The organism is Streptomyces sp. JN8, assembly GCF_055808075.1.
Window position 1 is genome coordinate 3446476 of record NZ_CM147852.1, and the last position, 24361, is coordinate 3470836.

Annotated in this window: 19 protein-coding genes; 8 read left to right on the forward strand and 11 right to left on the reverse strand. The window is 74.0% G+C overall.

Going from position 1 to position 24361, the window contains the following annotated elements; genetic code table 11:
* The first annotated feature begins 21 nt into the window (after positions 1 to 21).
* On the forward strand, positions 22 to 1365 hold the full coding sequence (locus ACY0MR_RS14865) for an SWIM zinc finger family protein (RefSeq protein ID WP_473561121.1): 1344 nt from the start codon (positions 22 to 24) through the stop codon (positions 1363 to 1365).
* 50 nt (positions 1366 to 1415) lie between these two features.
* Positions 1416 to 3164 carry a DUF5691 domain-containing protein gene (locus tag ACY0MR_RS14870; protein ID WP_473561123.1) on the forward strand — a complete coding sequence of 583 codons (1749 nt, stop codon included), beginning with the start codon at positions 1416 to 1418 and terminating at the stop codon, positions 3162 to 3164.
* A gap of 169 nt (positions 3165 to 3333) precedes the next feature.
* On the opposite strand, the gene ACY0MR_RS14875 is transcribed toward ACY0MR_RS14870, so the two are convergent.
* Positions 3334 to 3741 (reverse strand): cobalamin B12-binding domain-containing protein, encoded by a 408-nt coding sequence (locus ACY0MR_RS14875; RefSeq protein WP_030318509.1) that lies wholly within the window; start codon positions 3739 to 3741, stop codon positions 3334 to 3336.
* Positions 3742 to 4071: 330 nt separating this feature from the next.
* Between ACY0MR_RS14875 and ACY0MR_RS14880 the strand changes: the two genes are divergently transcribed.
* The gene (locus ACY0MR_RS14880; RefSeq protein ID WP_473561794.1) at positions 4072 to 4833 is read left to right on the forward strand and encodes a lipase family alpha/beta hydrolase; all 762 of its coding nucleotides are present in this window, start codon (positions 4072 to 4074) and stop codon (positions 4831 to 4833) included.
* Between the two features lie 220 nt (positions 4834 to 5053).
* Positions 5054 to 6781, forward strand: coding sequence for a M23 family metallopeptidase (locus ACY0MR_RS14885; RefSeq protein WP_473561125.1), 1728 nt, complete (start codon positions 5054 to 5056; stop codon positions 6779 to 6781).
* 69 nt (positions 6782 to 6850) lie between these two features.
* Here ACY0MR_RS14885 and pcrA read toward each other — a convergent pair whose 3' ends face one another.
* Positions 6851 to 9301 (reverse strand): DNA helicase PcrA, encoded by a 2451-nt coding sequence (gene pcrA / locus ACY0MR_RS14890; RefSeq protein WP_473561127.1) that lies wholly within the window; start codon positions 9299 to 9301, stop codon positions 6851 to 6853.
* A 135-nt stretch (positions 9302 to 9436) separates the two neighbouring features.
* The gene (locus tag ACY0MR_RS14895) at positions 9437 to 9790 is read right to left on the reverse strand and encodes a hypothetical protein (RefSeq protein ID WP_361855117.1); all 354 of its coding nucleotides are present in this window, start codon (positions 9788 to 9790) and stop codon (positions 9437 to 9439) included.
* Positions 9791 to 10130: 340 nt separating this feature from the next.
* On the opposite strand from ACY0MR_RS14895, the gene ACY0MR_RS14900 reads away from it, so the two are divergent.
* A complete protein-coding gene (locus ACY0MR_RS14900) occupies positions 10131 to 11255 on the forward strand; it encodes a C40 family peptidase (protein ID WP_473561128.1) in 1125 nt (374 codons plus the stop codon).
* A 46-nt stretch (positions 11256 to 11301) separates the two neighbouring features.
* Here ACY0MR_RS14900 and ACY0MR_RS14905 read toward each other — a convergent pair whose 3' ends face one another.
* Both ACY0MR_RS14905 and ACY0MR_RS14910 read right to left on the reverse strand, forming a co-directional pair.
* On the reverse strand, positions 11302 to 12018 hold the full coding sequence (locus ACY0MR_RS14905; protein ID WP_148005820.1) for a LuxR C-terminal-related transcriptional regulator: 717 nt from the start codon (positions 12016 to 12018) through the stop codon (positions 11302 to 11304).
* Complete coding sequence (locus ACY0MR_RS14910) at positions 12015 to 13277, reverse strand: PspC domain-containing protein (protein ID WP_473561130.1); 1263 nt, start codon at positions 13275 to 13277, stop codon at positions 12015 to 12017. The genes ACY0MR_RS14905 and ACY0MR_RS14910 overlap by 4 nt, the downstream gene beginning before the upstream one ends.
* Positions 13278 to 13433: 156 nt before the next feature.
* On the opposite strand from ACY0MR_RS14910, the gene ACY0MR_RS14915 reads away from it, so the two are divergent.
* Both ACY0MR_RS14915 and ACY0MR_RS14920 read left to right on the forward strand, forming a co-directional pair.
* A complete protein-coding gene (locus ACY0MR_RS14915; protein WP_388792794.1) occupies positions 13434 to 14780 on the forward strand; it encodes a PspC domain-containing protein in 1347 nt (448 codons plus the stop codon).
* Entirely contained in the window at positions 14767 to 15027 is a 261-nt protein-coding gene (locus tag ACY0MR_RS14920; RefSeq protein WP_073910442.1) for a hypothetical protein, read from the forward strand. The genes ACY0MR_RS14915 and ACY0MR_RS14920 overlap by 14 nt, the downstream gene beginning before the upstream one ends.
* On the opposite strand, the gene ACY0MR_RS14925 is transcribed toward ACY0MR_RS14920, so the two are convergent.
* The 4 genes from ACY0MR_RS14925 to guaA form a co-directional block, all read right to left on the reverse strand.
* Positions 14937 to 15497, reverse strand: coding sequence for a DoxX family protein (locus ACY0MR_RS14925; protein ID WP_388792790.1), 561 nt, complete (start codon positions 15495 to 15497; stop codon positions 14937 to 14939). The two genes, ACY0MR_RS14920 and ACY0MR_RS14925, sit on opposite strands and share 91 nt — an antisense overlap.
* A 93-nt stretch (positions 15498 to 15590) precedes the next feature.
* On the reverse strand, positions 15591 to 16823 hold the full coding sequence (locus ACY0MR_RS14930) for a hypothetical protein (RefSeq protein ID WP_473561132.1): 1233 nt from the start codon (positions 16821 to 16823) through the stop codon (positions 15591 to 15593).
* A 177-nt stretch (positions 16824 to 17000) separates the two neighbouring features.
* Positions 17001 to 17789: a class II aldolase/adducin family protein gene (locus tag ACY0MR_RS14935; protein ID WP_361855100.1), complete on the reverse strand. Its 789-nt coding sequence runs from the start codon at positions 17787 to 17789 to the stop codon at positions 17001 to 17003.
* A 137-nt stretch (positions 17790 to 17926) separates the two neighbouring features.
* Complete coding sequence (guaA, locus tag ACY0MR_RS14940; protein WP_473561135.1) at positions 17927 to 19519, reverse strand: glutamine-hydrolyzing GMP synthase; 1593 nt, start codon at positions 19517 to 19519, stop codon at positions 17927 to 17929.
* A 323-nt stretch (positions 19520 to 19842) separates the two neighbouring features.
* Between guaA and ACY0MR_RS14945 the strand changes: the two genes are divergently transcribed.
* Positions 19843 to 20136: a chorismate mutase gene (locus ACY0MR_RS14945; RefSeq protein ID WP_361855094.1), complete on the forward strand. Its 294-nt coding sequence runs from the start codon at positions 19843 to 19845 to the stop codon at positions 20134 to 20136.
* Positions 20137 to 20825: 689 nt separating this feature from the next.
* On the opposite strand, the gene ACY0MR_RS14950 is transcribed toward ACY0MR_RS14945, so the two are convergent.
* Together ACY0MR_RS14950 and ACY0MR_RS14955 are read right to left on the reverse strand one after the other, a co-directional pair.
* Positions 20826 to 22637, reverse strand: coding sequence for a GMC oxidoreductase (locus ACY0MR_RS14950; RefSeq protein WP_404079389.1), 1812 nt, complete (start codon positions 22635 to 22637; stop codon positions 20826 to 20828).
* A gap of 52 nt (positions 22638 to 22689) precedes the next feature.
* Entirely contained in the window at positions 22690 to 24354 is a 1665-nt protein-coding gene (locus ACY0MR_RS14955) for a succinic semialdehyde dehydrogenase (RefSeq protein WP_361862563.1), read from the reverse strand.
* Positions 24355 to 24361: the final 7 nt, after the last annotated feature.

The window sequence follows — 24361 nt, forward strand, 5'->3', positions numbered from 1 at the left end:
GCGGCCTCTACCGTCGGAGACATGAATGCCATGGGGGTGCGCTGGACGTCCGAGCAGGTGCTGGCACTGGCTCCTGACGACGCCTCGCGCAGAGCGGGAGGCAGGCTCGGGACGGCCGGACCGTGGTCGGGGCGGGGCAGCGGCGACGGCGCGGTCTGGGGCCTGTGCAAGGGGAGCGGCCGCGTGCCGTACCGGACGGTCGTCGACACGACCGGGCCCGCGTACCTGTGCGAGTGCCCCAGCCGCAAGCTGCCGTGCAAGCACGCACTCGGCCTGCTCCTGCTGCACGCCGCGGACGGCTCGGAGGGCGGCGGCACGACCGCGCCCGACTGGGCCGGCCGATGGCTCGCGGCCCGGCGCGCGCCGGACGGCGGCGCGGACCGGCGGACCGGGGGCGGCGGCACGGGACCGGCGGACCCCGAGGCGGCCCGCCGCAGGGCGGAGCGCCGGGCCGCCCGGATCACCTCGGGCGCCGAGGAGTTGGAGCAGCGGCTCGCCGACCTGCTGCGCGGCGGTCTCGCGGCGGCCGAGCAGCGGGGGTACGGGCTGTGGGAGGAGACGGCGGCCCGGATGGTCGACGCGCAGGCGCCGGGGCTCGCGGGCCGGGTCAGGGAGCTGGGGGCGATACCGGGCTCCGGACCCGGCTGGCCGGTGCGGCTCCTGGAGGAGTCCGCGCTGACCCGCCTCCTCGGCCGCGCCTGGCTCGCCGCCGACCGGCTGCCCGGGCCCCTCGCGACGACCGTGCGGACCCGGGTCGGCCTCACCGCCCCGCTCGACGGCGCCCCGGTGCGCGACCACTGGCTGGTGCTCGCGCAGTACGACGCGGCCGACGCCCGGCTGACCACCCGGCGCATCTGGCTGCACGGCACGGCGAGCGGACGCACCGCGCTCCTGCTGTCCTTCGGCGCGGCGGGGCGGGCGCCCCGCCTCGCCCTGCCCGTGGGCGCCGTGCTCGACGGCGAGTTGACCCCGCACGCCGGGGCCGGCCAGCTGCGCGCGGAGCCCGGCGGGGAGTTCGCCCCGGTCGACGTCCCCGTCGTCCCGCCGCCGGGCGGACCGGTGGGCGCGGCCCTCGACTCCTACGGCCGGGCGCTGCGTGAGGACCCGTGGCTGGACTCCTGGCCCGTGACGCTGAGCGGCGTCGTCCCCGCGCGCGCGGAGTACGGCTGGCAACTCGCCGACGCGGACGGCCGGGAGGCGCTGCCGCTGACCGCGTCCGCCCAGTCGCGCCCCGGGCTCTGGCGCCTGGTCGCGCTGTCCGGCGGGGCTCCGGTGACGGTCTTCGGGGAGTGCGGGCACCGGGGGTTCACCCCGCTGGCCGCCTGGTCGCCGGAGGCCCCGGGAGAAACGGTCCCTCTCATATGACGCCCGGTACGCCCCCCGCCCACGGCACACCCCCCGACCGGAGGACCCCGATGGAGACGGACACGACACCGACGGCACTGCCGACACCGACGGCACTGCCGGCACCGGAGACACCGGAGACACCGGACGCCGACGCGTTCCTCCCCGAGGCCTCGGAGGCCTCCGCGGCCACCGGCGGCACCGGAACCGCTCGCCGCCCCGAGGCGGGAGCCTGGGAGGAGCTCGTCACCGCGGCCCTCCTCGGCACCGACCGGCGGGTCCCCGCCGGGCTCGCCGGGCTGTCCGGGCCCGCGCTGCCGGGCGCCCTGCTCGACGCCGCCGCGCTGCACACCGTACGGCGCAGGGCGGGGCTGCGGCCCGGGCCCGCCGCCCCGCCGCCCGAGCCCGCTCCCGAGGACCACCGGAGCCCGCTGCCCGGGGCGGCCCGGCGCCGGCTGGACCAGCTGCTCGCCGGGCGGGCCGCACCCTCGCCCGCCGGACGGCGCGGCGCCGCGCCCGACCTGGCCGAGCTGCTCCCGCAGTGGCTCGCCCTCGCCAACGAGCGCGGCTACCGGTCGCCGTCCGCCACCCTGCCCGCGCTCCTCGACGCGGCCCGGGCCCGCACCGATCTGCGGCCCCAGGCCCTCCAGCTGGCCGGCCCGCGCGGCCTGTGGCTGGCCCGGCTCAACCCGGAGTGGCGGTTCGCCCTGCGCGGCGCGGGAGCGGGCGGCTCCCTCCCGGATCCCGGGGACACGGAGGGTGTGCAAGCCCTGTGGGGCGAGGGCCTGTTCGCCGAGCGGATCGCCCTGCTCGGCGCCGTACGGGCGAAGGATCCGGCGGCCGGTCTCGCCCTCCTCGCGTCCACCTGGTCCGCCGAGCGGGCGGAGGACCGGCTGATGTTCCTCGACTCGCTGCGGACCGGACTGCGCGATGCGGACGAGGAGTTCCTGGAGGAGGCCCTCGGGGACCGCAGCCGCAACGTCCGCGCGACCGCCGCCGAACTGCTCTCCGCCCTCCCCGCCTCGGCGCTCGCCGGCCGGATGGCGGGCCGGGCGGTGGCGTGCGTCGGGCTCGACCGGACGGCGGGGTCGCCGACGATCGCCGTGGAGGCGCCGCACGAGTGCGACCCGGCGATGCAGCGGGACGGCCTCGTGGCGGTGCCGCCCACCGGGCGGGGCGAGCGGTCCTGGTGGCTGGGCCAGCTCGTCGAGGCGGCGCCGCTGTCCTGCTGGCCGGCGAGGTTCGGGGGGCGCGGCCCGGAGGAGATCGTGGCGCTTCCGGTCGGCGACGACTGGCAGGCCGAACTGCACGCGGCCTGGTGCCGGGCGGCCGTGCGCCAGCGGGACGCGGCCTGGTCGCGTGCCCTGCTGGGCTCCCCCGCGACACCGCCCGCGACCGGCCCCGGCACCTCGTCGCTGGCCGAGCGGGCGCAGCTCCTCGCGACGCTGCCGGCCGGCGAACGGGCCGGCTGGGTCGGTTCGTTCATCGCGGCCCACGGCCTGTCGGAGGCGTTCCAGCTGCTGGGCGTCTGCGAGGTGCCGTGGGCGGAGCCGCTCGGCGGGGCGGTGATCGACGCCCTCGACATCGCACGGGAGGCGGGCAGTTACCCCTGGAGCTTCAGCGGGGTGATGGGGCTCGCGGAGCGCTGCCTCGCGCCGGAGGCGGCCCGGCAGCTGGAGTCCCTGACGGCCCGTCCCGAGGAGGCGGACGACGTCTCCCCCGGAGCGGGCGGCTACTGGTCCGAGGCGTTCCAGCGCCTGGTGTCCACGCTGCGACTGCGCGAGGCGATGCGCACCGAACTCACGGAGGCGGCGGGGTGAGCGGGGTTCGCCCCTGGAGGTGGTCCCTCCCGGGGGACTCCCGCCCCGGCAGGACGAAGGGCCCTTCCCCGGGGAAGGGCCCACCGAGCCGGGCGGCGTCGCCCGCCGACCGCCCGCGACCGCGTCGAGGTGCACGGCGCCGCGTGGACGCGCGAATCACCCGAACGGACTAAGCGGCCACGCGCACGTTCGCGTTCACCCAGTCGACGATGGACGCGGTCGTCGCGCCCGGGGTGAAGATCTCCGCGACGCCCTTCTCCTTCAGCGGCGCGATGTCCCCCTCGGGGATGATGCCGCCGCCGAAGACCTTGATGTCCTCGGCGTCGCGGTCCTTGAGGAGCTCCAGGACCTTCACGAACAGCGTGTTGTGCGCGCCCGAGAGGATGGACAGCCCGATCGCGTCGGCGTCCTCCTGGATCGCGGTGTCGACGATCTGCTCGGGCGTCTGGTGGAGACCGGTGTAGATGACCTCCATACCGGCGTCGCGGAGTGCCCGCGCGATCACCTTGGCCCCGCGATCGTGGCCGTCGAGACCCGGCTTGGCCACCACCACGCGGATCGGACCGGTCACACCCATCACTGCCTCCACATGCGACCCCCGCGCGTCTTTGCCGGGGAGGTGAACGAACGTTATCCCCAGCATCCCGCACCCGGCTGTTTCGCGGTGGCGAGCGAGGGGGAAATCACACGTGGGACATGTTCGCTCTGCGTCGTACCCCGCTTTCGGGCCCTCCTCCTGGGCCCACCAGCCGCAAGCGGGGCACGGTCGCGAAGGGAGCCGCGACGAGGTCGCCGCGCCTCCGTGCCGCCGTCCGTACGGCGCGGGAGTGCGGCGCACCGCCGTACCGTTCGGCCCCGCGTGCGGTACGGGAGGTCGTCCGTGGAGTTCACCAAGGTCACCGCCCTCATGAAGGCCACCGCCCTGGAGCTCGCGATCCTCACCGGGCACCTCGTGCTGTACCCCTCGGGGATCGTGGCCGAGCGTCTCGCGCCCGCCCCCGCGCCGTCGGTGGCCCCCGGCCGGCGCCCCGTCCTCCTGTTGCACGGCTTCGTCGACAACCGCTCGGTCTTCGTCGTCCTGCGCCGGTCCCTCACCCGGAACGGCCGTGACTGCGTCGAGTCCCTCAACTACTCTCCGCTCACCTGCGACCTGCGGGCCGCCGCGGAGCTCCTCGGGCGCCGCGTGGACGAGATCCGCGCCCGCACCGGCCACGCCGAGGTCGACATCGTGGGCCACAGCCTGGGCGGGCTCATCGCCCGGTACTACGTCCAGCGGCTGGGCGGCGACAGCCGGGTGCGCACCCTGGTCACGCTCGGCACCCCGCACTCCGGCACGACCGTCGCACCGCTCGCGGACGCGCATCCGCTGGTGCGGCAGATGCGACCGGGTTCGGAGGTGCTGCGGGAGCTCGCCGCGCCGTCGCCGGGCTGCCGGACCAGGTTCGTGAGCTTCTGGAGCGACATGGACCAGATCATGGCGCCGGTGGAGACCGCGCGACTGGACCACCCGGACCTCCTCGTGCACGACGTGCGGGTCAGCGGCATCGGCCATCTCGCGCTGCCGGTGCACCCGACGGTGGCCGCCGGGGTCCGGGAGGCCCTCGACGCGGACGGCCCCGAGGCCCCGGGAGCGTCCGCGGAGGAGCCGGGCGCCACGTCCGTGGCGTGACACTCCGCGACCGTTCTTCGAACGTCCCTCGAACACAAGGCCAAAGCTCTCTCCGTGAGCTGGCGAAACACGGCCGATTGCCCGTTTCCTACGGGCGCGAACCCCGCCGAAGATTGTCGGCTGCGCATACCGCCGGGTACAGTCGCGCCACTGCTTACCCCCGGGACACCCCTCGTCGGGCCCGCCCCGGACTGGTCCTGCTGCCGAGGCGAGAGAGACGTTGGTGAACGACCAGCACCCCCACGCCGGGTACGTCGGAGACGGCGCCCACTCCACCGGCAGTTACGCCACCGACCCTCTCTTCGGCGCCTACGGCGACGGCGGGGCGGACCAGAGCGGACAGTGGAACCTCGGCGGATACGACGTCACCGGCACGTACGGGACGGCGGAGCAGTACGGCACGACGACCGGGCAGTACGACACCACGCAGTACGACGCGACCGGCACGTACGACACGACCGGCCACTACACCACCGCCACGGCCACCGCGCCCTACGAGGCCACCGGCGCCTACGACACGACCGGCCAGTGGAACACCACCGGGCAGTGGGACACCACCGGCGCCTACGACACCACCGGCACGTACACGACCTCGACGGGCGCGTACGAGACGACGACCGGGCCGTACGACACGGCGACCGCGCAGCACGGCACCGCCCCCGCGTACGACGCCACGGGCCAGTGGGACGCCTCCGCCTGGACCGAGGCCCAGCACACCGGCCAGTACGAGACCGTCCACGCCGCCTACGCCGCCCAGGGGGCGGGGGGCGCCTCCCCGACGGAGTTCGGGGGAGGGTACGAGTCCTACGACGCGACCGGCCAGTGGGCCGCCCCCGCCTTCGCGACCGACACCGGCGCCTACGACGCCACCGCGTGGAACACGGCCTCCCCCGAGGCCGAGCCGGTCGTCCCCCACCAGTACACGCCGGGCCCCGAGCACACCGCGGAGTTCGCGTTCGCGTACGTCCCCGACGCCGAGGCGGGCACCGCGGCGGAGCCGGACGAGGCCGACCCCGTCCACGACCGGGTCGACGCCGGTGACCACGAGGACCACGAGGAACCGGCCGACGATCACGAGGGCCGCGCCCACGAGGACGCCGACCCCGGGTACGACGACCAGCCCGCCGTCGAGGTCCGCACGGACGCCCCGCCCGCCGGCCGGCCCGTGCGCCGCTCCCCCTCCGGCGGCGGCCGCGGCCGCCGCCGCACTCCCGCCAAGCGGTCCGCCCTGCTGACCGTCGCCGTTCCCTCCGCCTGCGTGATGGGAGTCGCCGGCATCGCCGCCGCCTCCGTCGGCGGACTCACCGGAGCCGGCGCGGAGAACGCGAAGAAGGAGGACACGACCGCGCTCGCCGCCGCCGACCCGGCGTCCGTGAAGCAGGTCGCCGCCAACAACGCGCTCGACACCCAGCTCGCCGCGCTCAGCGCCGACGCCCGCTCCTTCGGCGACCGCGCCAGCCGCACCCAGGAGCGCATCGACCTCAAGGCCCGCCAGGCGGCGGACAAGAAGAAGCGCGAGGAGGAGGCGGCCCGCAAGGAGGCGCTGCGTCCCAAGTTCGCGCTTCCGGTGCAACTCCACCGGCTCAGCGCGCGCTTCGGCCAGTCCGGCGTCAACTGGATGTCCGTGCACACCGGCATCGACTTCCCCGTGCAGACCGGCACCCCCGTGATGGCCGCGACCGACGGCACCGTCCGCACCCAGATCAACAGCGCCTACGGCAACATGGTGATCGTCACCGCCCCGGACGGCACCGAGACCTGGTACTGCCACCTCAGCAGCGCCAAGATCCGCTACGGCCAGGTGAAGGCCGGCGACGTCATCGCGTACTCCGGCGACACCGGCAACTCCACCGGCCCGCACCTCCACTTCGAGGTCCGGCCGGGCGGCGGCTACGCCATCGACCCGCTGGCCTGGCTGCGCACCCACGGTCTCGACCCGACGACCTGAACCCCCGAGGACGCGTACGGAGAAGGGCCCCGGCTTCCCGCCGGGGCCCTTCTCCGTACGCCCGTACCGCTACAGCTTCTCGACCGGCGCGTACCGCAGCAGCAGCCGCTTCGGCTTCTCGTCGCCGAAGTCGATCGTCGCCTGGGCGTCCGCACCCGCGCCGGTCACCGTCATGACCGTGCCCAGCCCGAACTGGTCGTGCGTCACCCGGTCGCCGACCTGGAGGGAGATCACCGGCTTCTCCCCCGCGCGCCGGGTCGCGAAGCCGGACGGGCCCGAGCGGGACCGCGAGGAGGACAGCGAGGACGTGAGCCCCGAGGTCGGCCCGGCGGGCTTCACCATCGGACCGGTCCGCTTCCACTCCAGGTAGGCGGGCGGGATCTCCTCCAGGAACCGCGAGGCCGGGTTGTACGAGGGCTGGCCCCAGGCGCTGCGCATCGACGAACGCGTCAGGTAGAGCCGCTCCCGCGCGCGAGTGATGCCCACGTACGCGAGGCGCCGCTCCTCCTCCAGCTCCTTCGCCTGGCCGAGGGCGCGCATGTGCGGGAAGACGCCGTCCTCCATGCCGGTCAGGAACACCACGGGGAACTCCAGCCCCTTGGCGGTGTGCAGGGTCATCAGGGTGATGACGCCCCGGCCCTCCTCGTCCTCGTCCGGGATCTGGTCGGAGTCGGCGACGAGCGCGACCTTCTCCAGGAACTCGGCCAGGGTGGCGGGCTCCTCGCCGCGCTCCTGCTCGAACTCCAGCGCCACGGCGGCGAGTTCCTGGAGGTTCTCGATCCGGGTCTCGTCCTGCGGGTCGGTGGAGGCCTGGAGCTCCGCCAGATAGCCGGTCCGCTCCAGGACCGCCTCCAGGACGACGGCGGGGCCGGCGCCGGACTCGACGACCGTGCGCAGCTCGTCCATCAGGGCGTTGAACCGCTTGACGGCGTTGGCCGAACGGGCGGCCATGCCGTACGCCTCGTCGACCCGCTTGAGGGCCTGCGGGAAGGTGATCTTCTCGCGCAGCGACAGGGCGTCGATCATCGCCTCGGCGCGCTCGCCGATGCCCCGCTTGGGGACGTTGAGGATGCGGCGCAGCGGCACGTTGTCCTCGGGGTTGGCGAGGACGCGCAGGTAGGCGAGGACGTCCCGGACCTCCTTGCGCTCGTAGAAGCGCACGCCGCCGACGACCTTGTAGGGCAGGCCGACGCGGATGAAGATCTCCTCGAAGACACGGGACTGGGCGTTCGTCCGGTAGAAGACGGCGACGTCCCCCGCCTTGGCCGCGCCCGTGTCGGTGAGCCGGTCGATCTCGTCGGCGACGAACTGGGCCTCGTCGTGCTCGGTGTCGGCGACGTAGCCCGTGATCTGCGAACCCGCGCCGGCGTTCGTCCAGAGGTTCTTGGGGCGGCGGGACTCGTTGCGCTCGATGACGGCGTTCGCCGCGGACAGGATCGTCTGCGTGGAGCGGTAGTTCTGCTCCAGGAGGATCGTCGTCGCGTCCGGGTAGTCCTCCTCGAACTGGAGGATGTTGCGGATGGTGGCGCCGCGGAAGGCGTAGATCGACTGGTCGGCGTCGCCGACGACGCACAGCTCGGCGGGGCCGAGGTCCTCGTAGCCGGTGCCGACGAGCTCCCGCACCAGGGTGTACTGGGCGTGGTTGGTGTCCTGGTACTCGTCGACGAGGACGTGCCGGAAGCGGCGGCGGTAGTGCTCGGCGACGTCCGGGAACGCCTGGAGCAGATGGACCGTCGTCATGATGATGTCGTCGAAGTCCAGCGCGTTGGCCTCGCGCAGCCGCGCCTGGTACATCCGGTACGCCTCGGCGAGCGTCTTCTCGAAGCCGTCGACGGCCTGGTCGGCGAAGGTCTCCTCGTCGATCAGCTCGTTCTTGAGGTTGGAGATCTTGGCGCTGAACGACTTCGGCGGGAACTTCTTCGGGTCGAGGTCCAGGTCGCGGCAGACCAGGGACATCAGGCGCTTGGAGTCCGCCGCGTCGTAGATCGAGAAGGAGGACGTGAAGCCGAGCTTCTTCGACTCGCGGCGCAGGATGCGGACGCAGGCGCTGTGGAAGGTCATCACCCACATGGCGTTGGCGCGCGGGCCGACGAGCTGCTCGACGCGCTCCTTCATCTCGCCGGCGGCCTTGTTCGTGAAGGTGATCGCCAGTATCTGGCCGGGGTGCACGTGCCGCGTGCCCAGCAGGTGGGCGATGCGGTGGGTGAGGACCCTGGTCTTGCCGGATCCGGCGCCGGCGACGATGAGCAGCGGGGTGTCGGTGTGGACGACGGCGGCGCGCTGCTGCTCGTTCAGCCCCTCCAGGAGCGCGGCGGTGTCCACGACGGGGCGGGGGGCGCCGTCGCGGTAGTGGGTGTCCCGGGCGGGCGGGGGCACGTCGAAGTGCTCCCCGAAGAGGTCGTGCGGGACGTCCTCGCCGGCCGGGGAGCCGTGCTCGTGGTCCTCGGGGTGGGGCGGGGGCTCCTCCGAGGAGTGGTTCTGGAGGCCGGCCAGGAAGCTGTCGTCAAAGAGGCTGCTCATCGCCTCACGAGTCTAGGACGCCCCACCGACATCCGGGCCCGCCTTCGGGAGCCGCCTTCCCCGAGGGGCTGCGGTACCGGTCACACCGGGGCGGCCGGGCGCGGCCCGGAGGGGTGCCGGGCCGGGCCCCGGAGGTCAGGTCCAGAGGGTCGCGATGAAGATGTTCGCCGTGGTCAGACCGCCGACGGCGGCGAAGACGCCCTTGTCGACCCGCTCCTCGTCGCGCTTGACGTAGACGAGGGCGAGGATCACGACGAGGATCCCGAGCTTGATGCCGACCTTGAGGTTGTTGACGGTCTGGTCGTCCGCCTGGTTCAGGCCGACGAGCGCGACGCCGGTGACGAGCATGGTGAGCGCGCCGTGCAGCATCGCGGGGCTGAAGCGGGCCGTGCCGGCCCCCATCGCCTTCATCTGGGTGAGGAAGCCGCCCAGCAGGGAGGCGATACCGATGATGTGCAGGGCGACGAAGACATTGATGAGGACGTCCATGGGCCGGAGCCTAACGGGGGCTCTAGCACCGCCTTCCGGCCGGGTCCACCCACTCCCGCGCTTCGGTCGCAGGATCGCCGCGATGCCCTCCGACCCGGCGTCCCGGGCGAACGGCATCGGTCACCGGCGGCCAAGTGTCGCCAATAGCGGTCATCACCCCGCCGGGGCGTGACCCCAGGTTTAGCGTCCTTCACCAGGTGATCGGCTCCCCACCACCGTCGGCGATCCGGCGGTTGCCGGTCATCCCGCCGAGAACCCGGCGGCGGTCCGTCTCCCCTGTGCGGCCCGCCGCCGGCCCGGCGGGCCCGTGTCCCCCAGGCAGAGGATGTGACGCGCCCTCGTGGCAGCACACCGAAAACCCCGGCAGTCCCCCCTCGGTGGCCAGGCGGGCCGCACCGCCGCCACCCTCGCCCTCGCCTCCGCCGCGACCGCGACGCTCTTCGAGGGGTCCGGGCACGCAGAGCCCCGTCCCACCACCGCCCAGGTCAGGGAGAAGGTCGACCGCCTCTACGAGGAGGCCGAGGTCGCGACCGAGCGGTACAACGGCGCGAAGGAGAAGGCCGACCAGGCCCGCGCCGCCTTCGAGCGGCTGCGCGACGAGGCCGCCCGCAGGACCCAGCGGCTCAACACCGCACGGGACGGGCTCGGGTCGATGGCCGCCGCCCAGTACCGGTCCGGAGGCCTCGACCCCGCCGTCCAGCTGGCCCTCACCTCCGACCCCGACCAGTACCTGGACCGGGCCGCGCGCGCCGAGCGGGCCGCGGACCGGCAGGCGGTCGCCGTCGACGCCGTACGGCACGAGCTCGCCGCCGTGCAGCGGCTGCGCGGCGAGTCGGCGGGCCGCCTGGAGTCGCTCCGCGGCCACGAGGCGGAGCTGCGGCGGCAGAAGGCGGCCGTCGTCGGCAAGCTCGGGGCGGCCCGGACCCTGCTCGCCCGGCTGACCGCCGAGGAGCGCGCCCGGTACGAGGCCGCGGAGACGGCCCGGAACACCTCCACGGGGAACGCCCGCACGGGCGCCGCGGACCCGGCCGCCGCGCCCGCCGCCGTACGGGCCGACCGGTCCTCGGGCGGCAGGAGCGGCGAGAGCGGCGACCGGGCCCCGGTGACCGCACCCGCCGGCCGGGCCTCCCAGGCCGTCTCCTTCGCCCGCGCCCAGCTCGGCAAGCCGTACGTCTGGGGGGCGACCGGCCCCTCGGGCTACGACTGCTCGGGCCTCACCCAGGCGGCCTGGCGGGCGGCCGGCGTCACGCTGCCGCGCACCACCTACACCCAGATCAACGCGGGCCGGCGGGTGTCCCGCTCCCAGCTCGCCCCCGGCGACCTGGTCTTCTTCTACTCCGGGATCAGCCACGTCGGGCTCTACATCGGCGGCGGCCAGATGATCCACGCCCCCCGCCCCGGCGCACCGGTGCGGATCGCCCCCATCGACGAGATGCCCTTCGCGGGAGCGACCCGGGTGGGCTGAGCGGCGCGGATGCGGTGAGCTGCCCGGATGCGGTGAGCTGCCCGGCTCAGACCAGGCGCCGGGCGGTGGCCCAGCGGGTCAGCTCGTGCCGGTTGGAGAGCTGGAGCTTGCGCAGCACCGCCGAGACGTGGGACTCGACCGTCTTCACCGAGATGTAGAGCTGCTTGGCGATCTCCTTGTACGCGTACCCCCGGGCGATCAGCCGCAGCACCTCCCGCTCCCGCTGGGTCAGCCGGTCCATGTCCTCGTCCACCGGGGGCGCGTCCGTCGACGCGAAGGCGTCCAGGACGAAGCCGGCCAGCCGGGGCGAGAAGACGGCGTCGCCCTCCTGGACCCGGAAGACCGAGTCGACCAGGTCGGTCCCGGTGATGGTCTTGGTGACGTAGCCCCGGGCACCGCCCCGGATCACCCCGATGACGTCCTCGGCGGCGTCCGAGACGGACAGGGCGAGGAAGCGCACCGGGTCCTCGGCCGCGCTCATCAGGCTCGCGCAGCGCCGGAGCACCTCGACCCCGCCGCCTCCCGGGAGGTGCACGTCGAGGAGGACGACCTCGGGACGGGTCGCCGTGATGACGGTGACCGCCTGGTCGACGTCGGCCGCCTCGCCGACCACCTCGACTCCGGTGACCTCGGTGCGGCCGATCTCGGCCTGCACGCCGGTACGGAACATCCGGTGGTCGTCGACGAGCACCACCCGCACCCGGCGTCCGGTGCCCGCCGCCCCCGCCTCGGTTCCGGTCGCGTCCACGGTCTCGTCGCTCATCCGTCCGCCCTCTCCATCTCAAGCTCCACTTCGGTGCCCCCGCCCGGCACGGACCGCAGCCGGGCCGTGCCGCCGTTGCGCTGCATCCGGCCGATGATCGATTCTCGTACGCCCATCCTGTCCTCGGGGACCGCGTCCAGGTCGAAACCCGGGCCCCGGTCGCGGACCGAGACGAAGACCGTGCGGCCCTCGACCTCCGCGTACACCTGGACGGCCCCGCCCTCGCCACCGTACTTCGCGGCGTTGACCATCGCCTCGCGCGCGGCCTGCATCTGCGCGACCAGGCCCTCGTCGAGCGGGCAGTCGCCGACGACGACCACCTCGATGGGGACGCCGTGCTTGTCCTCGACCTCGGCCGCGGCCTTCTTCACGGCCTCCGCGAGGGTCTCCGGCTCCTCGTCCCTGCCGGTGCCCTCGGGCTTGTAGAGCCAGTTCCGCAGCTCGCGCTCCTGGGCGCGGGCGAGCCGGCGGACCTCGCCCGCGTCCTCCGCGTTGCGCTGGATCAGGGTGAGCGTGTGCAGCACGGAGTCGTGGACGTGGGCGGCGACCTCGGCGCGCTCCTGGGCGCGGATGCGCATGGTCCGCTCCTCCGTGAGGTCCTGCGACATCCGGACCAGCCAGGGACCGGAGAGCAGCGCGATGCCGGTGAGGACGGCGACCGCGGCGGTGAGGGCCGTGCCGAGCTGGGCGACCGATCCGCGGACCACCACGAAGACGGCGAGGCCGGCGCCGACCAGGGCGACGCCGACCAGACCGCGGGCGAGCTGGAGGGCGCGCGTGCGGCGGCCGGGCTCGGTCCAGCTGGCCCGGCGGGCGTTGTCCGCCTGGCGCCAGACCAGGGCGACACCGCCGCCGACGAGCAGCAGCGGCCAGACGTACCGGCCGGACTCGCCGTCGACGCTGATGTTCGCGACGAGGAGCGCGGCGCCGATGGCGAGCACGACCAGGGCGAAGAGCTGCCCGCGGTCGGGCTTGCGGAGTCTGCGGCGCCCGTCGGCAGTGGTCTCGAAGACGGGGCGCGGCGCGGTCCGGCCGCCCACGCCGAGCGGGACGACGATCCAGAAGGCCGCGTACATGAGGACCCCGAGGCCGTCCAGGAAGCACATGACCACGAAGGCCGTGCGGACCCAGACGACCGGCAGTCCGAGGTGGCCCGCGAGGCCGCGCGCGACACCGCCGAGCCACCGCCCGTCGGCGCTCCGGTAGAGCCTGCGCACGGGCGGTTCGTCGGCGTCGGTGACACGAGCGGCGGCGGACATGCACCGATCGTCACACGTTCGGCCCGCCCGGGACATCAGGGTCGGCCCTGAGATCGCCCCTGGTACGGCTTCGGGGGCGGCGGGGCGCCGAATATCAGGGTCGGGCCAGGGTCGGCCCCGGTGCCGCTCGGCGTCACGGGCCGTCACCATGGACCCATGACGAGTTCGACGCCTTCGCAGCACGAGGCCCCGCCACCGGTGGAGGCCGGCTCCGCCCCGCCGCTGCGGCGTTCGCGCGGCAGCAAGGTCGTGGGCGGTGTCTGCGGCGGCCTCGGCCGGTACTTCGACCTCGACCCGGTGATCTTCCGGGTCGTGATCGGCGTGCTCGCGGTGCCGGGCGGTCTCGGACTGATCTTCTACGGCTTCGCGTGGCTGCTGGTCCCGCTCGACGGCGAGGAGGAGAACGAGGGCCGCAGGCTGCTGACCGGCCGCGTCTCCGGGGGCACGCTGGCCGCCGTGCTGATGGCGCTGGTGGGCTGCGGGGTCTTCCTGTCGATGCTGCACAGCGGGTCGATGCTGGGCTCGGCCCTGCTGGTGGCGCTCGCGCTCGCGTCCGCGGCGATCTGGTCGCGGCACCGGCAGGCCGGCGCGGTGGAGGCGGAGGGACGGGCGGACGCGGCGGCGGCCTCCCGGCCGGTCGCCGAGGCCCCGCCCGAGACGAAGGCCCCGCCGCTCGTCGAGTCGCCCTCGTGGTGGCGCGACCCCATCGTCAAGGACGGCTCGACGGGCCGGGTCGCCGTCGGCTACCTGTGGGGTCCGCAGGGCATCGTCGACCAGGACGGACGGGTGGACGGCGAGGTGCCGAAGCCGGGCGCCCGGTGGAAGGCCGGTCCGGCCGCTGCCGGGCGGCCCACGCCCTCGATCCGGCGGAGCCCGTACTCGATCGGCGGTCTCGTCTATCTCCTCGCGATGGTCGCGGCGGTCATCGGCACCTCCCTGACCTGGGAGAGCGAGCCGCTGGGCACGAGCCTGCAGACCGGTCTGGTCGCGGCGCTGGCGGTGTTCGGGCTCGGCCTGGTCGTCAGCAGCTTCCTGGGCCGGACCGGGTTCGGCACGGTCTTCCTCACCGTGGTCACGGCCGGTCTGCTCGCCCTGACCACGGCGGTGCCCGGGCAGATCACGACGGAGTGGATGCGCGAGACGTGGCGGCCGGCCTCGGTCGCCGCCGTGCAGCCGCGCTACGAACTGGGCACCGGCGTCGGCACGCTCGACCTGTCGGCGCTGCCGGTCCCGGCGGGCGCGACCGTGACGTCCTCGGTCGAGGTGGGCGCGGGCCGGCTCAAGGTGGTCGTCCCGGAGAACGCGGTGGTGAAGCTGCGCGTCCAGGTGGGACTCGGGGATCTGCAGCTGCCGGGCGAGCCGCCGGACGACATCGACGTCGCGCCGGACCGCGACGTGAGCCGGACCCTGGAGCCGCCGGCCGGGACCGCCCCGGCGGGCACGCTGGTCCTCTCCCTGGAGATCGCCGTCGGACAGGTGGAGGTCACCCGTGCTGCTGCATGAGTTCCGGCCCGGCCGGATGATCGCCGGCCTCACGGCCCTGGCCCTGGCCGGCCTGTACGCGGGCGACGCCACCGGGGCCTGGACGACCCCGTGGTACGTGGTGTTCCCGGTCCTCTTCGGCGGCCTGGGCACGGCCGGCCTGGTGACCTGGATCGTCTACCGCGTGCGGCGCCGTTCGGCGAGGAGCCGGTCCAGCGACAGCACCGACGCCCCCGCCAGTACCAGCGGCAGCCAGGCCATCAGGTAGGCGAGGTCGTTGCCGAGGTAGTACGGGTCGACCTGCCAGCTCACCGTCAGCCAGAGGCTCAGCGAGATCAGGGCGCCGCCGAGGGCCGCCACCCGGCCGAAGAGGCCCACGAGGGTCCCGATCCCGACGGCGAGCTCGCCGAAGGCGATGGCGTAGCCGAAGCCGGCCGGGCTCTTGAGCGCGAGGTCGACGAGGGCGGGCACCGCCGAGGTGTCGCGGACGCCGGTCATCATCTCGCCGATGGAGCCCGTGCCGGAGGCGGCGAAGAAGGCGGAGTCGGTGAGCTTGTCGAACGCGGCGTAGACGAAGGTGACGCCGAGGAAGATCCGGAGGGGCAGGAGCGCGTAGCGGGTGCCGAGCGCCCTCCACCGGTCGAGCCGGCCGGAGGGGCCGCGGCCCCCGGCGTCCGGGTCGCCGGTCCCGCCCCCGTCACCGGTCCCGCCGGCCGCCCGGTCCGCGTGTCCCGTCATCGTCGGTCACCTCTCCTCGCCCCGTACGACTGTTCGCGGAACGATTCTCCTCGCACCTCCCGCGGAGGGATACGGGAAGGAGGGCCGGAGGGGTCAATCGACGACGTCGATGGCGACCCGGTTGGTCTCGACGCCCGCCGCCGTCACGACGGAGACCTCCACCCGGCCCGGTTCCACGTCGACCGGGAGGGGGACGGTCAGGGTCCCGTCGGTGGGGTTGGCGAAGCCGCCCGGGACCGGGACCAGCGGCACGTGGGCGTGGACCGCGCCGATCCGGACCACGAGCCGGGTCAGCGGGTCGGGGGCGCCGGCCCCGGCGGGGACGAAGCCGCAGCCGCGGATCTCGATGTCGTCGCCCGTGCGGATCGGGGCGTCGAGGTCGCCGGCCTCCCGCGAGCGGACCACGGAGTGGATCGCGGGGCGCACGCCCTCGGTGCACTTCGCGGCGAGATGCCAGACGGCGGAGAGGCCGACGAGGAGCACGAGCGCCCAGGGCACGCCGGGGAGCCGGGTCGGGTCGTGGGCGAGGGCGGCGCCGGTGAGGACCAGGACGGAGCCGGAGACGAGGACGTACTGGACGTCGGCGAGCGCGGCCCGCCCGGCGTCGTCGCAGAGGAGGTCGGCGGCGCGCGGCCGGTCGGCGGGGACCTTCTGCAGCCGTCGGGCCGCGATGCCGGCCGTGACGACGAGGCGGGCGGTCACGGTGACGGCCGACACCAGCGCGAGGACGGTGAGCAGCCCCGCGCCGCGGGCGAGGTCGAAGGCGGCGGCGCCGGGGGCCAGGAGGGCGAGGAGGACCAGGGTGTAGCCGAGGAGGAGGAGCCAGCCGGCGGCGACGGCACGGGTGGTGGAGAGTCGGTTGTCCTCGCCGATCAGCGGGGCGAGCAGACCGCCCCGGGAGCGGTGGGCGTGGGCGGCGGCGGTGAGCAGGGCGGCGAGGACCAGGGCGGTGCAGAGGCCGGCGGTGCGGGCGCCGGTCCAGCCGGCGCCGACGGCGGTGAGGGCCTGGCCGAGGAGCAGGGCCACGACGGCGCCCCAGACCGCGGCGATGCCGCCGCGCCGCACCCGGTCGAGCCAGGCCGTGCCGGCCTCCCGGCCCTGGAGGGCCATCGCGCGGGCGGTCTGGGCGAGTTCGTCGGAGACCCACTGGCGGGCGGCGACCGGGGAGTGGGCGACGGCCGCGGGGACGCCGTGCCCGGCGGCGAGCTCGTCGCGCCGGGCGAGGAAGGCGGCGACGGCGCGGCGGTGTCCGCTCCGCCCGCAGTGGGCGCAGCCCGCGCAGGCCGTCGCGTGCTCGCCGTACTGTCTCGCCTCTTGAACCGCCACGGTGTTCACTTCCCGAGCTCACTTCACGACACGCACCGGTGCGGCCCGATGGGGTCAACCAGCCTTTGTCTCAACGGAATTGTGTCGCACCGGCGGCTTTCGCGCTGCCGCGTGCGCCCCGCCGGGGAGTGATTGCCGTGTCGTCGCATTGACGTACGGAAGGCTGAGGCGATGGTGCTACGACAGGAGTTCGGGCTCCGTGCGGCTGATCCTGCGCCAGAGCGGCTGGTAGTTGATCCAGGCCACGAGGTCGCTGCCCAGCTGTTCGCGGGTCGCGACGGCCTCGCGGTGGTCGATGAGGACCGGCTTCCCGGCCGCCCGCGCGGTCAGCTGCACCTGCGCGCAGCGTTCCAGGGCGATGAACCACCAGGCGGCCGCGTCGACGGAGCCGCCGACGGTGAGCACCCCGTGGTTGCGGAGCACGACGGCCTTGAACGTGCCGAGCGCGAGGGCGATCCGGCGCCCCTCCTCGGGGTCCACGGTGACGCCGGTGTAGGCGTCGTAGAGGGCGTGGTCCTGGTAGAAGGCGCAGGCCTCCTGGGTGATCGGGTCGAGGAGTTCGCCGAGCGCGGCGAGGGCCCGGCCGTGGGGCGAGTGGGTGTGGGCGACGGCCACGGCGTCGGGGCGGGCCCGGTGGACCTGGGCGTGGACGGTGAACGCGGCCTGGTTCACGTACTGCCCGCCCCGGACGACCTGCCCGTCGCCGTTGACCAGGATGAGGTCGCTCGCGGTGAGGTCCTCGAACGGCGCCCCGAAGGGGTTCACCCAGTAGCAGTCGGGGAGTTCGGGGTCGCGGGCGCTGATGTGGCCCGAGACGCCCTCCTCGTAGCCGAACCGCCCGAAGACCCGCAGCGCGCCGGCGAGCCGCTGCTTGCGGTGGGTGCGTTCCTCCTCGGCCGTCGCGTGGACGGGCGGCATGGCGAAGTGGAGCCGGTCGACGGGAACGGGGTCCGGTATCACGCTCATGCGCCGGAAGGTAACGCCCGGCCGGTCAAGTCACCAGAGTCCGGACGGCACGGATGGGCCCGGACGACGACGGAGCCGCCGCCCCGCGCGACGGACGCGGGGGCGACGGCTCCGGTGGGCTCAGGGAGCGGGGGCCACTACTCCCACTCGATGGTGCCCGGCGGCTTGCTGGTGACGTCGAGGACGACCCGGTTGACGTCGGCGACCTCGTTGGTGATGCGGGTCGAGATCCTGGCGAGCACGTCGTACGGCAGGCGCGACCAGTCGGCCGTCATCGCGTCCTCGGACGAGACGGGGCGCAGCACGATCGGGTGGCCGTAGGTGCGGCCGTCGCCCTGGACGCCCACGGAGCGGACGTCGGCGAGCAGGACGACCGGGCACTGCCAGATCTCGCGGTCGAGGCCGGCCGCGGTGAGCTCCTCGCGGGCGATGGCGTCGGCCTCGCGCAGCAGGTCCAGGCGCTCCTTGGTGACCTCGCCGACGATGCGGATGCCGAGGCCGGGGCCGGGGAACGGCTGGCGCTGGACGATCTCCTCGGGCAGGCCGAGCTCCTGTCCGACCATGCGGACCTCGTCCTTGAAGAGCTGGCGCAGCGGCTCGACGAGCTCGAACTCGATGTCGTCGGGCAGGCCGCCGACGTTGTGGTGGGACTTGATGTTGGCGGTGCCGGTGCCGCCGCCGGACTCGACGATGTCCGGGTAGAGGGTGCCCTGGACGAGGAACGCGACCTCGGGGCCCTCCTCCTGGAGGATCTCCAGCTGCGCCTGCTCGAAGACGCGGATGAACTCGCGGCCGATGATCTTCCGCTTGGTCTCCGGGTCGGAGACGCCGGCGAGGGCGGTGAGGAACCGCTCCTGCGCGTCGACGACCTTGAGGTTGACGCCGGTGGAGGCGACGAAGTCCTTCTCGACCTGCTCGGTCTCGCCCTTGCGCATGAGGCCGTGGTCGACGTACACGCAGGTGAGCTGGGAGCCGATGGCCCGCTGCACCAGCGCGGCGGCCACGGCGGAGTCGACGCCGCCGGAGAGGCCGCAGACGGCGCGCTTGTCGCCGACCTGGGCGCGGATGGCCGCGACCTGCTCCTCGATCACGTTGCCCGTGGTCCAGCTGGGCTCGATGCCGGCGCCGCGGTAGAGGAAGTGCTCCAGGATCTGCTGGCCGTGCGTGGAGTGCAGCACCTCGGGGTGGTACTGGACGCCGTACAGCTTCTTCTCGTCGTTCTCGAAGGCGGCGACGGGCACGACGTCCGTGGACGCGGTGACGGCGAAGCCCTCGGGAGCGGCGGAGCAGGCGTCACCGTGCGACATCCACACCGACTGCTCGACCGGGGTGCCCTCGAAGAGGGTGGAGCCGGCGCGGGAGACGTGCAGCGGGGTCCGGCCGTACTCGCGGGCGCCCGTGTTGTCGACGGTGCCACCGAGGGTCGTCGCCATCAGCTGGAAGCCGTAGCACATGCCGAAGACGGGGACGCCCGCCTCGAAGATCGCACGGTCGAGACGGGGGGCGTTCTCGGCGTACACCGAGGACGGGCCGCCGGAGAGGATGATCGCCTTCGGGTTATTGGCCAGCATCTCGGCCACCGGCATGGTGGACGGGACGATCTCGCTGTAGACCCGGGCCTCACGGACGCGGCGGGCGATGAGCTGGGCGTACTGGGCGCCGAAGTCGACAACGAGGACTACGTCCGGGTTGGTGACGTCGGGCGCGGCAGCGGGGGTCGCTGATGACACTACGGCGGCCTTCCGGCGGTAGGAGGAGGGTCCCCCGAAGGGGGGTGCTATTTGTCGATTCTACCGGCGCGCAGGTGGCGCTTTTCGTCTCACCATCCGAACCCGGATTGGCCCCGGTCCGTGGCGGGGGTCCATACTGTCGCCATGCGCGAGCTCACGACCTTCGTCTTTACCTATGGCAACCGGCCCACCGGCTGCCATGGTCGTGCTGCTTGAGCAACTGACAAGCGACTTCCCAGGCGCCCCGGGCTGACAGCCCGGGGCGTTCTGCGTTCCCGGGCCGGTTCACCCCAGGGCCTCCGACACCCCCAGGAGCCCCGCCCATGACGACGAACACCGCCACCCCCGAGAAGACCGGCGCCCGCACCGACGAGGCGGCGACGCTGATCGGCGGCGCCCGCGAGCGCATCGACGCGCTCGACGACCGGATCATCGGTCTGATCCAGGAACGGATGGCCGTCTCGGCCGTCATCCAGGAGGCGCGGATCTCCTCCGGCGGCCGCCGGGTGAACCTGGCCCGCGAGATGGAGGTCCTCGGCCACTTCCGGGACGCCCTCGGCAAGCCGGGCACGGCCCTGGCGATGACGATGCTGGAGCTGTGCCGGGGGCGCATCTGAGACCGCGCCCGCGTGTCCGGGTGCGTCCCCGCATCTGAGTTCGGACCCGCTCTCACCCGTACGGCGCGTGACCGGCTCCGCCCCGGCTTCGTTGGTCCGTGTGTCCGTGCCAGCCAGGGGCGGGCCCGCAGGAAACCACGCGTGGCTTCGCTGGGGCGTGTGGCGCACCTCCGGTGCGCCGTGGGACCTCGCACCAGCGCTCGTGACCGGGCAGCAGGGGACAGCAGCCCGGTCACCCAGAAGGAGCGGTCGATCCCGGGGACGCCCGGGGTCGGCCGCAACCGGACCGTCCGGCCGCGGCCCCCGCGACCGCCAGCACCGTGCGAAGCTCCCGGCGCCGCCCCGCGGCACCCGGGGACCCGAACCCGCCCCCGTCCCCTCCGACCCCCCTCCCACGCGGCGCAACCCCCCGGCGCCGCCCCGCTCGGCACCGCCGCTGCCCTGACACCGGTGCCGACCCCGAGGGCCCCGTGCCGCGACCGGAATCGCGCCACGGGGCCCTCGGGTGTGACGGGCGTCACATCAAGATCCTGTGCAACCGCTACAACCTTCCCCACCCATCGCGGGTCATCTATGCAGCAACACCGAAGCCGGTGGGGGCGCTGCACTCGGAGGGGGGTGCAGCGCCCCTTACCTTTTCCGGCCCCCGGCGCTGCCCGGACCCACGACGGCCGCGCCTCTCGCGCCTCTCACGACGTCTTCGGCGGAACCGCCGGCATCCCCAGGAACGGCAGCCGCAGCGCGCCGAAGGCCTCGGCCGGGACCGCGGGCGACTTGGGCTCGACCGCCGAGATCCGCGCGTACGCCTCGCCCTGCCGCGGCCGCGGGTCCTCCTCGCCCTTGTTCGGCCAGAAGGACATCGCCCGCTCCGCCTGCGCCGTGATCGTCAGCGAGGGGTTCACCCCGAGGTTCGCGGAGACCGCCGCCCCGTCGACGACGGAGATCCCCGGGTGGCCGAAGAGCCGGTGGTACGGGTCGATGACCCCGGACCGCGCGTCGGCGCCGATCGGGCAGCCGCCGAGGAAGTGGGCGGTCAGCGGGGTGCCCATCAGCTCACCGACGTTGGATCCGGCGAAGCCGTTGATCTCCTCGGCGAGGAGGGTGGCGGCCCGGGTGGCCGCCTCGATCTGCGTCGGGTTGGGCGCGCCGTGGCCCTGCCGGGCCGTGAGCAGCCCCTTCCCGATGCCGCCCGGCTTGCGGTAGGTGGTCAGCGAGTTGTCCAGGGACTGCATGACGAGGCCGATGATGGTCCGCTCCGACCAGCGCCGGTTGGACAGCGCGCGGGCCGCGAGCCCGGGGTGCTTGACGAGTTCGAGCAGCCACCTGCGGACCCGGTGCGCGCCGTACGGCACCTGGAGGACCGTGAGGGCGCCCATCGAGTTCGAGCCCTTGCCGTACCGGACGGGCTCGATGTGGGTGTTCGCGTCGGGGTGGACCGAGGAGGTGATGGCGACGCCGCGGGTGAAGTCGGCCCGCTCCTTGCCGTGCTTCTTCCGGTAGCGCCGGTCGGTGGTCTGCGAGCCGACGAGGCCCTCGGAGTTGGTACGGGTCAGCTCGCCGAGCCGGTCCGAGACGTGGGGCAGCAGCCCGGTGTCCTTCATCCGGTGCAGCAGGGTCTGGGTGCCGTACGTGCCGGCCGCGATCACCACCCGGCGGGCCGTGAAGGTCCGCCCCTTCCCCTTCCGCCGCCGGTCGGTGGGGAGGGTCTTCAGCGCGAAGCCGCCCCGCGAGTCCTCGGTGACGGTGACGACGGTGGTCATGGGGTGGACGGTGGCGCCGGCCTTCTCCGCGAGGTGCAGGTAGTTCTCGTTGAGGGTGTTCTTGGCGCCGTGGCGGCAGCCGGTCATGCACTCGCCGCACTCGGTGCAGGCCTTGCGGGAGGGTCCGGCCCCGCCGAAGAACGGGTCGGGCACCTCGCCGCCCGGCTTCGCCTTCGCCGTGCCGTCGCCGTCCTGCCCGTCCCCGAAGAACACCCCGACGGGCGCCATGTGGAAGGTGTCGCCGATGCCCATGGCCTGCGCGGTCGCCTTGAGGTGGACGTCCGACGGGGTCATGGTCGGGTTGATCCGGACGCCGAGCATGCGCTTGGCCTGGTCGTAGTAGGGGCTCAGCTCCTCACGCCAGTCCGTGATGTCCTTCCACTGCGGGTCGTCGAAGAACGGCGCCAGCGGTTCGTAGAGGGTGTTGGCGTAGTTGAGGGAGCCGCCGCCGACCCCGGCGCCCGCGAGCACCATCACGTTGCCCAGCAGGTGGATGCGCTGGATGCCGTAGAGGCCGAGGGCGGGGGCCCACAGGAAGTTCCTCACGTCCCAGGAGTTCTTCGGCAGGGTCGCGCGGGTGAAGCGGCGCCCGGCCTCCAGGACGCCGACCCGGTAGCCCTTCTCGGTGAGGCGGAGCGCGGTGACCGAGCCGCCGAAGCCGGACCCGACGACGAGGACGTCGTAGTCGTACGCCTCGTCCTCCGCCTGCTCCTGATTCTGGGTAGGGGGTACCGCGGTCATGGCTCTCCTCGTACGAAAAGGGGGCGGTCGGGGTGGGGGCGGCGGGCGCCGGTCAGCGCAGGCGCAGGGCCTTCATCGCCTTCAGGGACGCGCTCATGAACGCGGCGTACTTCTCGTCGTCCATCCCGAAGGACGGCGCGAGCGGGATCAGCCGCTGCTGGGCGACCGTCTGGGCCTCGGTGTACTTGAGGATGCCCTCGGAGCCGTGGCGGCGGCCGAGCCCGGAGTCCTTCATGCCGCCCATCGGGGACTGCACGCTGCCGTAGGCGGGGGCGTACCCCTCGTTGATGTTGACGGTGCCGGTGCGCAGCCGGGCCGCGACCGCGTGGCCCCGCCGGGAGTCCTTCGTCCAGACGGAGGAGTTCAGGCCGTACGGGGTGGCGTTGGCGAGGTCGACGACCTCGTCCTCGTCGCGGAAGCGGTAGATCGAGACGACCGGACCGAAGGTCTCCTCGCCGCAGACCGCCATCGGGGTCTCGACGCCGTCGAGGATGGTCGGCTCGAAGAAGAGGGGGCCGATGTCGGGGCGGGCGACGCCGCCGGCGACGAGCGTGGCGCCCTTGGCGACGGCCTCCTCGACGTGCCGGGTGACGGTCTCCAGCTGGCGCTCGCCGACGAGCGAGCCCATGTCGGCGCCGTAGGCGAGGGAGTTGCCCAGTCGCATCGCCCGGGTGCGGGCGGCGAAGCGGTCGAGGAAGGCGTCGGCGATCGACTCGTGCACGTAGAGGCGCTCGATGGAGATGCAGAGCTGGCCGGCGGAGGAGAAGCAGGCGCGGACGGCTCCGGCGGCGGCCTTCTCGATGTCGGCGTCCCGGAGGACGAGCATCGCGTTCTTGCCGCCGAGTTCGAGCGAGACGCCGACGAGCCGGGCGGCGGCGCCCTGGGCGACCTCGCGGCCGGTGCGGGTGGAGCCGGTGAAGGAGACGTAGTCGGCGTGCTTGACGACCTCGGGGCCGACGACCGGGCCGTCGCCGAGGACGACCTGGAACACCTCGGCGGGCAGCCCGGCCTCGACGAGCAGGTCACGGGCCCACAGCGCGGTGAGCGCGGTCTCCGTGTCGGGCTTCATGACTACGGCGTTGCCCGAGACGAAGGCGGGGAGCGCGTCGCCGACGGAGAGTTCGAGCGGGTAGTTCCAGGGGGCGATCTGGCCGACGACGCCGCGCGGCTGGCGCAGCTCGGTGACCTTGGTGAGCGTCGGCACGACGCCGGTGTGCCGGCGCGGCTTCAGGTAGGAGGCGGCCTTGCGGCCGTAGTGGCGGGCGGCGACGGCGACCGCCTGCACCTCCTCGTGGGCGTGCAGGCGCGCCTTGCCGGTCTCCAGCTGGATGAGGTCGAGGACCTCGCCCTGGCGCTGGAGGACGAGGTCGTGGAAGCGCAGGAGCACGGCGGCGCGGGCCCTGACCGGAGTGGCGGCCCAGGCCGCCTGGGCGCCCCGCGCGCGCGTGAAGGCCTCGGCCACGTCCTCGGGGGTGGACTCGGGCAGGTCGGCCAGCTTCGCCCCGGTGAACGGGGTGTGGTTGGCGGTCCGCCCGGAGCCGACGACGCCCCGGGTGAGCCGGGCGACGACCTCGGGCGTCACGACGTCGGCGGCCGTGCGGGCGCCGGCGGGCGCGGGCGCGACGGGGTTGGTCGCCCCGGCGGGCGCGGAGGCTCCGGCCTGCGCGGCGGGGACGTCGGGAACCGAGGGGGCGGCGGGGGCCTGCGAGTCCGTCATGAGGGCG